At 38.6% G+C, this 12,704-nt stretch carries 9 protein-coding genes; all 9 read right to left on the bottom strand.

What is annotated here, in order from left to right; translation table 11 throughout:
- Nucleotides 1–283: 283 nt before the first annotated feature.
- On the bottom strand, nucleotides 284–1,156 hold the full coding sequence (locus B0A75_RS19415; RefSeq protein ID WP_089055918.1) for a DUF2911 domain-containing protein: 873 nt from the start codon (nucleotides 1,154–1,156) through the stop codon (nucleotides 284–286).
- 12 nt (nucleotides 1,157–1,168) lie between these two features.
- Nucleotides 1,169–2,413: a hypothetical protein gene (locus B0A75_RS19410; protein WP_089055917.1), complete on the bottom strand. Its 1,245-nt coding sequence runs from the start codon at nucleotides 2,411–2,413 to the stop codon at nucleotides 1,169–1,171.
- A gap of 26 nt (nucleotides 2,414–2,439) precedes the next feature.
- On the bottom strand, nucleotides 2,440–4,965 hold the full coding sequence (locus B0A75_RS19405) for a heavy metal translocating P-type ATPase (RefSeq protein ID WP_089055916.1): 2,526 nt from the start codon (nucleotides 4,963–4,965) through the stop codon (nucleotides 2,440–2,442).
- Nucleotides 4,966–5,141: 176 nt separating this feature from the next.
- Nucleotides 5,142–5,681, bottom strand: coding sequence for a DUF3347 domain-containing protein (locus tag B0A75_RS19400; protein ID WP_089055915.1), 540 nt, complete (start codon nucleotides 5,679–5,681; stop codon nucleotides 5,142–5,144).
- A gap of 21 nt (nucleotides 5,682–5,702) precedes the next feature.
- Complete coding sequence (locus B0A75_RS19395) at nucleotides 5,703–6,917, bottom strand: efflux RND transporter periplasmic adaptor subunit (RefSeq protein ID WP_089055914.1); 1,215 nt, start codon at nucleotides 6,915–6,917, stop codon at nucleotides 5,703–5,705.
- Between the two features lie 3 nt (nucleotides 6,918–6,920).
- Nucleotides 6,921–8,261: an efflux RND transporter periplasmic adaptor subunit gene (locus B0A75_RS19390; protein WP_089055913.1), complete on the bottom strand. Its 1,341-nt coding sequence runs from the start codon at nucleotides 8,259–8,261 to the stop codon at nucleotides 6,921–6,923.
- Nucleotides 8,239–9,489 carry a TolC family protein gene (locus B0A75_RS19385; protein ID WP_244284433.1) on the bottom strand — a complete coding sequence of 417 codons (1,251 nt, stop codon included), beginning with the start codon at nucleotides 9,487–9,489 and terminating at the stop codon, nucleotides 8,239–8,241. Before B0A75_RS19385 ends, B0A75_RS19390 begins: the two co-directional genes overlap by 23 nt.
- Nucleotides 9,473–11,422, bottom strand: coding sequence for an efflux RND transporter permease subunit (locus B0A75_RS20820; protein ID WP_260402251.1), 1,950 nt, complete (start codon nucleotides 11,420–11,422; stop codon nucleotides 9,473–9,475). Before B0A75_RS20820 ends, B0A75_RS19385 begins: the two co-directional genes overlap by 17 nt.
- Entirely contained in the window at nucleotides 11,394–12,704 is a 1,311-nt protein-coding gene (locus B0A75_RS20815) for an efflux RND transporter permease subunit (protein ID WP_089055911.1), read from the bottom strand. Before B0A75_RS20815 ends, B0A75_RS20820 begins: the two co-directional genes overlap by 29 nt.

The raw sequence follows: 12,704 nt of genomic DNA, 5'->3' as shown, positions 1-12,704 counted from the left end.
AAATTGACCGGTTTTTCCAGAATACATTAGTACATACATCGAAATAAATGACAATACTATCATAAGGGCTAATTTTTTGTACATTTTAGAGTCCACCTCTTTTGAATGCAGCTGTGTTGCGTGTTCCATTTTCATATTTTTCATATTTAAAAATTATTTAGATTTAACGATTTCCCTGAACAAAACAAGTCTAAGGTCACTATAACACTGTATCGGCTTAAATGGCAATCTTTTTTTTTAAGCTCCTGTAGTTTTCAGTGTGATATTATAATAGCTTAATTATTTATTTACTTTTAAGTAATAATTGTAACTCTTCAATCTGATTTTTTAATTTTTCAGTACCCTTCATTTTTTTCTGTTCAGCAATTGTTAAGGCTTTTTTTGCAGCCTCAATGGCATTGGGATAATCCTTCAGTTCTAAAGATACTTTCTGTCTTAAAGTGGGATAATAAAAATTTTCGGGATCCAATTTTTCGGCCTCAGTTAACCAGGATACTGTTTGGTTATTTGCTCTTCCCGTGGTTGAATAATAATTTGCTGCCTGAAACAATAAAGTAGCATTTTGACTTTTCTCTTTAATAATATATTTGTCAATCAGGGCTAAAATTTCTTTGTCAGCTTTGCTTTTCATTGGTATTTTAACCATAGTATTTTCCCATTCTATTTTAAGGAAACCTTCTCCTTTACTATTGATGTCATTTAATTCGATGGTAAAAGTTTCGTAGAAATTAGTTGTTTTTTCTGTGGGGACGGTAAAACGCATAACGTCTTTTTTCTCATCATAACCAGTTTCGCCATGTAAAGTACTATCACTATTTATAATGATAGTCCACTCATTTTCTGATGGAATTGAAAATATAGAGTAGGTTCCTGTTTTTAAAATATTATTTCCTAAGGTGATATCCTCATTAGTACTGATGGTCGTACAGTCACTGGCACCTGTCCGCCAGAGTTTGCCAAATGGCACCAGTTCCCCAAATATTTTTCGTCCTCTTACTAAGGGTCTGCTATAGGCCATTTTTATTGTTGAGCTTCCAATTTCTTGTTGAAATGATGCTGAAGGGCTTGCAGAAGTAAGCTTAATTTGAACTTTTTCCTGTGCCCAAATTGATAACGATTGTATTATAATGAAGCTTAATAGAATTATTTTTTTCATAGTTTTTTAATTTTAAATTGATTTTGATATTTTTTCCATTACCGAATGGTCGGTTCCAAAGTTACAGATAGCATCACAATTGGCCCTTAGTTCAGAGAACAGGATATATTGTATATTCATTTTAGAGTTTTTTATAACGGGCCTATTTAGCTGAAGCACTACATCCTTTTCCCTGTTATTGGGAATAATAATATAAAAAACTTCCTGTCCGCTTGATATGCTGAAGTATAGGTCAGACAAGCGCAGTATGCCGGAGTAGATACTAGTGCTCTTTTCCACTTCAAAGGCTCCTATAATTTTGTTTGTGCCTTTTTCGAACCAGAGCACATCAATAAGCCTGATGGTATTTTGAGTATCCTTGTCAGTAGGCAACTCAGGGAATTTTACCAGTGAAATAAATGAGAAATTTTGTCCATTAAATGATTTGTTTTTATCATTGCTTGCCGGGGTAACATCGAAACCTAGAGAAATACCTATTTTTAGCAGATGGTATTGCATCTCACTATGCAGATTTTCCTCCAGTTTTTCTTCGAGTATTTCTCTTTGACGCTTGTGTACGTTTTTTTCGAATCTTGAACGTTCTGCCTCGCTTAAATATTCATCGTTACCGATTAGCATTTTCTGGGTTCCAATTTCAAAACACAATCCTGCAATGGCACCCAAATCATTTGACAGCTGAGATTTATGCAAAGTGTTAGTTTCCATCAAAGTTTCCCTTATTTTAAGATATTCTGTCCAGCTTCCCAATTTTTTTTTGTCTTTAAAAAGAAAATTAAAGCCATTGAGAATAGCAGTGTTGAATGGCGGGAACCAGGTTGGGTGTATGAAATACAAAATACTGGCAACCGCAGGTCCTAATCCTTTAATTTTTAATTCATCGAGTTTTATGATTTCTTTTACAACCTGTTCTTCAGACTTGGCATTAATACAATTTTCAAGGAATTGACCAAAAGCCAATTTATTGTTTTGATTTTCATAGATATCGGGGATGCGTAATTTGGGTTTCCAATAAAACGGATGGGAAACCCCTGCAAAGACTTGTTTTTGTTCAGCAATGCAACTCAGAACAAATTCTAAGCTGCTTTCTTTAAAATCATTAGGAAAGGTTTTCTTTTTAATATCCTCAATGACTTGTAAAACACCTCGTCTTATAGTCCGAAATGCCTTTAACCGTTGGTTGTTATCTATAAACCAGGTATTGTAGACACTTTCGTTATCGTTTTTATACTGCAGAATAATTTGTCCTAGATTGGTCATTTGTTTTAATAATAAATTATTATTTTTTAGAGTTTTAAGCTTCTCAATCGCAATGCATTGACAATAACAGATACCGAGCTAAAACTCATTGCCAGGGCAGCAATCATAGGAGAAAGTAATATTCCGAAAAACGGATATAAAACTCCCGCAGCTACTGGTACGCCTAAGACATTATAAATAAAAGCAAAGAATAGGTTTTGCTTGATGTTGCGCATTACAGCGTGGCTCAGATTTTTTGCTTTTACAATTCCTTGCAAATCTCCTTTTACCAAAGTAATCTTGGCACTTTCTATCGCAACATCTGTTCCTGTTCCCATCGCAATGCCAATGTCCGATTGTGCCAAAGCTGGCGCATCGTTTATGCCATCTCCTGCCATAGCAACAACTTTTCCTTCAGCTTGTAATTTCTCTATTACTTTTAATTTGTCTTCTGGTAAACAACCTGCTTGGAAAGAGGTTAAATGCAAATCTTCGGCAACAGCTTTGGCAGTATTTACATTATCTCCCGTAAGCATGATTACTTCAACTCCTTGACGCATTAATTCTTTTATAGCAGCAGCACTGGTTTGTTTTATAGCATCGGTTATCGTTACAAATCCCACTACGTTCTTATCTACAGCGATATAAGAAACTGTTTTTCCTAATTTTTGTTCGGCAATAATTTTCTCTTCAATTGTGGCAGATATAGCTGCGCCTACTTGCTCCATTAATTTTTTATTCCCTAATGCGATCTTTTTATCAATAGCAGTTCCAATAACTCCTTTTCCTGCAATATTTTCAAAATCATCGACTTTCGTTAAAGAGACATTTTTAGCTTTTGCAAATTTCACCACGGCTTGTGCCAAAGGGTGTTCGCTATACTGATTTAAAGATGCAATGTATTGCAACAGTTCATCTTCTGAATATTGTAGTGCAACAATTTTTTCCACCGAAGGTTTCCCTTCTGTAATTGTTCCTGTTTTATCAGTAATCAGAACATTTACCTTATCCATTTTTTCTAAAGCTTCAGCATTTTTTATCAGAATTCCCGATTGAGCGCCTTTTCCAACTCCTACCATTACAGACATGGGCGTTGCCAATCCTAAAGCACAAGGACAGGCAATAATTAGTACCGCAATGGCATTTATAAACCCATAGACCAATGCCGGTTCGGGACCAAATTTTGCCCAAATGAAAAAGGTAAGAATGGAAATTACAACAACAATTGGTACAAAATATTTAGCAATACTATCGGCTAGTTTTTGAATTGGTGCTCTGGAACGACTTGCATTATTAACCATCTGTATAATTTGCGAAAGCAAGGTTTCCGAACCAACTTTTTCGGCAATCATTATAAATGATTTGTTTCCGTTTATAGTTCCTGAAGACACCATATCGCCTATTTTTTTATCTACAGGAATTGGTTCACCGGTAATCATCGATTCGTCTATTGTACTTTCACCATCGGTTATTTTCCCATCCACAGGAATTTTATCTCCGGGTTTTACCCGTAATAAATTACCTTTTTTTATATCATGGATTGAGATTACTTTATCACCGCCATCAATTACCAAAGTAGCTTCGGTAGGAGCCAATTTTAATAATTCTTTTATAGCACCACTGGTTTGACTGTGCGCTCTGGCTTCAAGCAATTGTCCTAATAAAACCAAAGTCAGAATAACTGTTGTGGCCTCGAAGTACAATAGTACTGTTCCGTGCTGGGTCTTAAATTCACTTGGAAAAATGTCTGGAAAAAACATTCCAACTAAACTAAATAAAAATGCCACTCCTGTACCAATTCCGATAAGGGTAAACATATTTAAATTCCATGTGATTATTGATTTCCATGCTCGTACAAAAAATACCCAGCAGGCATAAAAGACAACAGGAAGTGATAAAATAAGCTGTACCCAATTCCATTTAGCCGCATCCATTAGTTGAAGTAGAGGATTGTTGTGTGCCATTTCTATCATGGCAATGGCGAAAACAGGAACTGTAAATACAACCGCTATTTTCATTTTCTTAACCAAACCCTTATAAATCCTTTGTTCTTCGCTTTCGCTTGGTTCCATTGGTACTAGATCCATCCCGCAAATAGGACATGATCCTGGCGCATTGGTTATAATTTCCGGATGCATAGAGCATGTGTATTGCTGAACCTGAACAGCGGGTGGTTCTTGTACCAAATGCATTCCGCATACAGGACAATCTCCCGGTTTATCATACATTTTATCGCCTTCACAATGCATCGGGCAATAGTATTTTCCACCCGCATCATTATGAGGCGCAGCTAACTTTTTATGATCAGGATCGTTAGCAGTACTACAGCATGGTTTCTCAGCTGTTTTTTCTTGCGAATGAGTCGTGTGTGTCATTTCAATGGTGTACTTTCCAACCGCAGTCAATGCTTCCTGCAGCTGTTCGGTTGCAATATGTTTTTCCATTGTAATGGTTGCCAATGGAGGATCTAAGGTAACAGTTGCCTTTATTCCCTGCACAGCATTTAATGTTTTTTCTACTTTCGTACGACATCCATCGCAAGTCATTCCCGATATTGTATAGGTGTGTGTCATAATGTTGTTTTTTTTTATAAAATTCGATGTGTTATATATTTAATATATAGAAAGTTAGCTTTTTTTTAGTAAACCTGAAATTTTGATTTGCTTAAAATGATCTTATTCCCAATAAGCTTTGATATCCATTTTTTAACACTGAAAAAAATTACAAGTAGTTTTGTTTTAGAACCTAATTATTTAATTGTTTCTTTCACCTCACCGCACTTGAGCATTTTTGCTCCAAAATAAGGATTACGTACTTCTTTGGTAGAACTAATCCATACGGCCCCCTTATTGTCAAACGCCATTGGACAATATTCCACGTACAGCTCAGCCTGGGTCATTCCTGCTTTTTTTAGCAGGTAAATGAGTTCATTGCTTAGCTTAGAATAGGCAGCCCGCTGGTTTTCAATATCAGGAGCTGAAACGATTGCTGCGGCACTTACTGCAAGAGTACTGTTGTTGCTAATTTGCCGTGCTCCCGCTTCAATCGCATTGGCCGCCAGTTTTGCTTCCGCGATATTATCTTCGGTAAGGGCTACTGTTAAATGTGCATACTGGCTGTATATCGCGTTTAAGACATCATCATTTATCCTGATTTCGGCTTCTTTTGAAATTGGGACAGAAGTTTCACTATCCTCAGGATTCTCTTGCTTTTTGTTTTCATTATTACCGCAGGCAATAAGTAAGAAGATTGATAATATCGGGATTCCTATTTTGATTATTTTTTTCATCGTCTGTTGTGAGATTGGTTATTACATTTTCATTCCTGACATTGGGTTTTTGCCTTTCTTTAATATAAATTCACTGTACAGGAGATAGGCGCCAGATGCAACAACGACATCACCTTTTTTTAAGCCGCCAGTAATTTCGACTTCATCGAAGGTTTCCGAACCAATCGCCACCATTCTAGGCTGATATTTGCCTTTTCCAATTTCAATCCAAACATGTGTGCCGCTTCCGTCTCTTATAACAGCATCCACAGGTATGGTCAATTTCATTTTCTGTTCTGAGGAAGGCAGTAAAACAATTGCCTGCTGACCTGCCTGCCATTGATTGTTTGGATTGGCAATAGTACCGCGCAGCTGTATTATCTGCTTGCTTGTCTGCAAGGCAGGATTTATAAAATCTACGGTCATTGTTTGGGGCTGATCTTCATAACCAGAGACTAAAACTTTAACCTTTTGGCCGGTTTTAATTTTACCTGCATCGGCTGGATAAACATCAGCTTCGACCCATAAACGATTGTAATCTTCTAATTTCATAATAGAGGCTCCTTCTGCTACATATTGGCCTTCCGTTATGGAAAGTTCTGCAACTATTCCTGAATTTGGAGAATAATAATCAACATAAGGGGATGCTTTTTGTTTTTTGAATAACTCATTAAGCTGGGCTTCGGACTGACCATACAATAATAGTTTTTGCTTTGCAGCATTTTTTATTTGGGCAAAGCGTTTATCCTCGGCAAAGCTTGTGGCCTGTGCTGTGGCAATGAGGTACTCCTGTTGCAGGGCTGATAGCTGCTCTGAATATATTCTGTATAAAGGCTGGCCTTTTCGAACGGGAACACCAGTTTCTTTTACATACAACTCTTCAATCCTTCCTGCCACTCGGCTTGAGATGTAAATAGTTTGCTCAGGGTCAGTAACCAAACGCCCGTTGAGACGCGATGAATTCGAAAATTCATTTTCTCCGGCTGTTATTGTAGTCAAATTGGCTAGAGCTTGCTGGCTTGGCCCCAAGGTTAGAAAGTCCTGTGAGTTGTTTTTTTCGAAGGGCACTAAATCCATTCCACAGATTGGGCATGAGCCAGGACCATCTTTTACAATTTGCGGATGCATGGGACAGGTATAGGTTTGAACTTTTTCCTGACTGACTTTTTTTTCTTCTTTTTGAACACATGCTGTAAATAGAAGTGGAAAAACCATTGCAATGAGCAAAATAGTACGAATTATTGATTTACTGTTCATGACTTAATTTTTTAATTTATTTTCTGAAGCTATCTTGATAAAACTCTCACTGTCTATCATATAGGCCGCATTGCTGGCAATACCCCAATCACTGATGTCTTGATCTATTAGGACCATTCCATCAGCATTGTTTTTCGTTTTAACTTCTCTGGGAACAAACACGTCTTTTTCTTTTTTGAAAACGATGGATTTATTTCCTAGATTGAGAACGGCACTTTGCGGGAGCCACCAGCCTTTACTGACAATAGGAACGGCTGCAGTTACTAATTTTCCAGTTTGAAATTTATTATCCTGCAAATAAATCCTTGCTATAGTAAAGTTGCTTCCCTCTTTAAAGACGGGCTGAATGAGTCCGATAATACCAGTATATACGTTTTGCTTATCTGAGGGTTCATAAAACACCAGTTTTTGTCCTTTTTTAATCTGGGGTGATACCGATGGATCAAAAGCAAACTCAGCGATAAGGTTTTTGTTGGTATAGATTGTGAAGAGTGATTGTCCAGCACCAATATATTGCCCTTCTCTTAGCATAATAGCAGAGGCAGCAGGGGTAGATGCACTATTATTTGATGCTGCATTGCCACTTGAGCCCATAGCACCCATGCCATCATCTGACACCGAGCTTTGAGGTGAAGCCGCAGGAGCTATTGCAGAAGCATTTGCTGTCGCAGTATTGTCTAAGATGTAGCCGGTGGCATTACTGTAAACAGGAATGCGATAGGAAATTTTACCTGTCTTTAATACCTGTTGTATTTGTTTCTGCTGCATGCCTAGCAGAGACAGTCTCTCTTTTGCTTTTTGAAGCATCGGATTGTTTGCATCAGATTGATAAATAAACAACAACTCTCTTTGCGCGGCAGCAAGGTCAGGTGAATAGATTTCCATGATTAGCTGTCCTTTTTTTATGGGCTGGTAATTGTACTTAATCAGCAGGCGCTCAATCCTTCCGCTTACCCTGCTGGAAATGCTGGTCTGCTCACGGGTATCGTAGGTAATAATTCCTTGTACCTGCAGAGAGAATATTTTAGTACCTCCCTGAGGTTTTATGACAGATATATTAGAAACGACCTGTTCATTGACGGGTTTTAAAAGGTGTTTCAGGCTGCTGTCTATAGCTGTTTCCGTACCAGGGGTATGTCTTGGAACCAATTCCATACCGCATATTGGGCAGCTGCCGGGCTTATCCTGAATAACTTCAGGATGCATCGGACAGGTATATTCCTGATTTGTAACATGCTGATGTGATGGCTTACTGTTATACTCGGTTTTCTTGTTACAGGCTGTCAATAATAATATCGAAACGAATAACAATGCGACTAACTTAGCGATAGAGTTCTTTTTCATAATCGACAATCATTTGATATAGTTTTAATTTTTCATCTAATAAGTTATTCTGCAGCATATTTAAAGCTTCCCAGGAGTCAATTACTACAGGAATCTGCAGTTTGTTTTCCTGATAGTTCAGAAAGTTTACATCCAGGGACTTTTGCATAGAAGGGATTATTTTTGTTTCGAGTCCCTGAATCCTTTTTTGCATGGTCAGTATTTCGTATTGCATACCATATAACATACCTTGGGTTTCCTGCAGCATGGCGGATTTCTCTTTCTCCATAGCCTGTACATTGTATTGCATTGCTTTGACATCTGATTTATACATTTTTGAAGACCAGGGAGCAATAGGAATAGACATCATTGCCATTACCGAATAGGCTTTGGGCATCATTTTATCAAAAGAATTCATATGATCAAACTGGATTTTAAAAGAGGGATTTTTTTCTGCTTTCATGGCCTCAATACTAAGCTGCATCGATTCAATTCCAGCATCCATCTTCTTGATATCTCCACGTACCCCTGCAAGGCTTGTGGTGTCGTGTAAAGCTGGGTTGAAGACAGGATTAATACTCGTGTCTATGGCAAAATCAGCATTGCCGGGCTGGTTCATCAAGCTGTTGAGCCATGCTCTTGCTTTTGCAATTTCACCTTCCTGCATGCGGACCATATTTTTGTTTTCTTCAATCCTTGCGTCGATCTTGTATACATTACCCAATTGCGACTGGTTGTAGGGATAGCGCACTTCCTCAATCTTTTTCATGGTCAGCATTATCTTTTCGTTCTGATCCAAAACTTTCATTCGCTGTTCGGCCACCATCCAGCTGTAGTAGAGCTGTTTGGCCTTCGATTTATAGTCGTTAAGGGTAACGGCACGGGTAGCGTTCTCAATGTTTCCTTGGGACTGGATGAATTTTTTCTTCTTGTTTAGCTTTCCTACATTGGGGATGTCCTGTTCAATTCTGAACATTAAAGATCCTTTGTCGCGGTCATCCATAACCTCCTGAAAGGGATAGGGGGTCATAAAAGTTCCCACACCCACCATTGGTGCCATCCATGCCGTTGCGGCATCGCCACTGTACTTGTATCCTTCTGCCTTTAAACTATAGCTTTGCAGGAGCACATTTTTTTTATCAATCCTTTGAAGGATTGTATCAAGAGACAAGACCTGTTTGGTCTGGCTCCATAGCTGTATGGGCAGTAAAAGCAATAGTACTGCCAGTATTTTAATGTTTGACATCATGTACTTCGAGTTTGCCATATTTTCTTAGTTCATATTCTTTGGACATTAGGAAAATAAGCGGGGTTACTAATAAGATATGCACGGCAGAGGTAAATACACCGCCAATCATAGGCAATACAATTGGTTTCATTACATCCATTCCAACACCATTGGACCACAGGACAGGTACTAATCCGAATAATGAGACGCAAACGGTCATTAGTTTTGGGCGCAATCGTTTTGCGGCGCCGTGTACCACATATTCCCTGAGATCTTCTTTAGTGATGGTTTCCCTTGAGTTTCCTTTGGCCCGGATAAGTTGCTCCATGGCATCATTGAGATAGATAACCATCACAATTCCGGTTTCCACGGCAATTCCAAAAAGGGCAATAAAACCTACTGCTACCGCCACTGATAGATTGACATCCCAGAAAAAAATTATATAGGCACCTCCAATTAAAGCAAAAGGAACTGTTATAAGACTTAAAAAGGCTTCCCTAAGGGAATTAAAGGCAAAATATAGGGCGAAGAAAATAATAAGCAATACTAGCGGCGCAATGACTTTAAGGGTCTTTTCTCCGCTGATCAGGTTCTCATATTGTCCGCTCCATTCTATAAAGTACCCTTCAGGAAGTATGTTTTTGGCACTTTCTAATTTTTTCATTGCTTCCTGTACGGTTCCTCCCATATCACGATCACGTATATTGAACATGACTGCTCCGCGAAGGAGTGCATTTTCAGAACTGATCATTGGCGGTCCGTCTACGAATTTAATATCAGCAACGGCAGATAATGGCACTTCTCCAAAGGCAGGAGACTGTAAGGGAATGCGTTTAATGCGTTCCACGCTATTTCTATAATCCTGTGCCATACGCACACTTATTGAAAAACGTCTTCGTCCTTCAACAGTATTGCCAATGGATGCACCACCTAAAGCAAATTCCACGGTTTGGTTTACATCATCTACTGTTAATCCATATCGGGCCAATTCCTGGCGATTAACATCAACATCAAGGTATTTACCTCCGGTAATAGGATCCACAAATAAATCAGATACTCCCGGAGTTCCTTCTAAAGCCATTTTCACCCTTTCAGATACACGAGCAATGGTGTCGAGATTTTGTCCGTAGACTTTAATTCCTACATCGGTACGAATTCCTGTTGCCAGCATATTGATTCGGTTGATAATGGGCTGTGTCCAGCCGTTTACTACACCAGGTATCTGGAGTTTGGTATCGAGTTCCTTAATAATATCTTTTTTATCTATTCCTTCACGCCACTGTGATTTTGGTTTTAGCATGATAATGGTCTCAATCATGCTCATTGGGGAATTATCCGTAGCTGTGTTAGCTCGCCCTGCCTTACCCAAAACACTTTCAACTTCAGGAACCGATTTGATTATTTTATCCTGTACCTGCAAAATGCGTTTGATTTCTCCATTAGATACATCAGGGAGGGTAACAGGCATAAATAAAATACTCTGTTCATCCAATGGAGGCATGAACTCCGTTCCGAGCCGCATCAATAATGGAATAGAAATCAATAATGCCAGAATATTGACTGCAAGAGTTGTTTTTCTCCATTTCAGAACCCAGCGTATAATTGGCTCATAACCTCTTTCCAAAAAGCGATTTACTGGATGTGCATCGGTTGGACGGAATTTTCCTTTCATAAAAAAAGAAATCAGTACCGGAGCTAATGTAAGTACCAACAGGGCATCCACAATCAGTATGAATGTTTTTGTAAAGGCTAAAGGATGGAATAGTTTTCCTTCCTGTCCGGTAAGCATAAACACAGGCAAGAAAGAGGTAATTATAATTACAGTGGCAAAGAATACGCCACGGGAAACCTGCTTGCTGCTTTTCTCAATTATTTTGAGTCTTTCCTCTTCGGATATCCACTGTGGTTTTTTGCGAAATATATTTTTAATTCTTTTCATCAGAGTTTGTTTCATTTTTTTGTTCAGATTCCCATTGTGCATACCGTTGTGAGAGATGCTGGTAGGCATTTTCACTCATAATAATACCGTTGTCAACTATTACTCCAATGGCAAGTGCTATACCGGTAAGGGACATAATGTTGGAGGATATGTCAAAGGCATTGAGCAGTATGAAACTTGCTGCAATTGTAATTGGTATCTGGATGATAATACTTAATGCACTACGCCAGTGAAAAAGAAAAATAATAACGATAAGGGACACTACAAGCATTTCTTCAATTAAGGTACGCTTCACCGAATCAATAGATTCTTTAATCAGATGTCCCCGGTCATATACAATATTGAATTTTACCCCTTTTGGAAGCCCTTTCGCAACTTCCTTCATTTTTTCTTTCACATTATCAATTACAGCATCTGCGTTTTCACCATAACGCATCACTACTATACCGCCAACGACTTCGCCAGTGCCATTATGATCAAAGATTCCCAATCGGGTTTCCCCGCTCATCTGAACAGTTCCTATATCGCTGACTTTTATAGGAATGCCATTTTGGTTTTTCAGTGGAATATCCTCAATCTCTTTGATGGATTTCAGATAACCGGATGTCTTAATGATATAGCCAATATCACTCATGTCGAATTTTCTTCCGCCGCTTTCATTATTATTGGCACGTACAGCACTTATAACCTCTGGGACAGACAGCTTATAATATAGCAGTTTGTTTGGATCAATGGTAACCTGGTATTCTTTTTGAAATCCTCCAAAAGAAGCAATTTCACTCACTCCGGGAACATTTTGCAAAGCAAACTTGACGTACCAGTCCTGTAGCGCTCTTTGTTCGCCAAGGTCAATACCGGGTGCCTCCAAAGTATACCAGAGTATATGCCCAACCCCAGTTCCATCGGGTCCTAATTGCGGGGCAACTCCTTTGGGCAGGGTGCTGCTAATAGTACTGAGCCTCTCCAGTACTCTTGATCTTGCCCAGTATACATCAACATCATCTTCAAAAATGACATAGATAAAACTCATACCAAACATGGAAGCAGCTCTTACATATTTAATTTTGGGCAATCCCTGAAGGTTGGTAACCAAGGGATAGGTGATCTGGTCTTCAACGAGCTGTGGAGCACGTCCCATCCATTCTGTGAATACGATTACCTGATTTTCAGATAAATCGGGAATAGCATCAATAGGATTTTTTTGAATAGAGATGATACCCCATACAAATATTCCTGCCGATAATAGTAAAACGATATAACGGTTTCGCAGCGACCATTCTATTAATTTGTGTACCAT

The organism is Flavobacterium oncorhynchi (genome assembly GCF_002217355.1).
Lineage (GTDB): Bacteria > Bacteroidota > Bacteroidia > Flavobacteriales > Flavobacteriaceae > Flavobacterium > Flavobacterium oncorhynchi.
Note: the sequence above shows the minus strand (reverse complement) of the source record. Positions and strands in the feature narration are given on the sequence as shown.

Bases quoted from the DNA above. Each gene is read 5' to 3' on its own strand.
- B0A75_RS19415 (WP_089055918.1), bottom strand. From the start codon at position 1,156: ATGAAAAAAATAATTCTATTAAGCTTCATTATAATACAATCGTTATCA.
- B0A75_RS19410 (WP_089055917.1), bottom strand. From the start codon at position 2,413: ATGACCAATCTAGGACAAATTATTCTGCAGTATAAAAACGATAACGAA.
- B0A75_RS19405 (WP_089055916.1), bottom strand. From the start codon at position 4,965: ATGACACACACCTATACAATATCGGGAATGACTTGCGATGGATGTCGT.
- B0A75_RS19400 (WP_089055915.1), bottom strand. From the start codon at position 5,681: ATGAAAAAAATAATCAAAATAGGAATCCCGATATTATCAATCTTCTTA.
- B0A75_RS19395 (WP_089055914.1), bottom strand. From the start codon at position 6,917: ATGAACAGTAAATCAATAATTCGTACTATTTTGCTCATTGCAATGGTT.
- B0A75_RS19390 (WP_089055913.1), bottom strand. From the start codon at position 8,261: ATGAAAAAGAACTCTATCGCTAAGTTAGTCGCATTGTTATTCGTTTCG.
- B0A75_RS19385 (WP_244284433.1), bottom strand. From the start codon at position 9,489: ATGATGTCAAACATTAAAATACTGGCAGTACTATTGCTTTTACTGCCC.
- B0A75_RS20820 (WP_260402251.1), bottom strand. From the start codon at position 11,422: ATGAAACAAACTCTGATGAAAAGAATTAAAAATATATTTCGCAAAAAA.
- B0A75_RS20815 (WP_089055911.1), bottom strand. From the start codon at position 12,704: ATGGTACACAAATTAATAGAATGGTCGCTGCGAAACCGTTATATCGTT.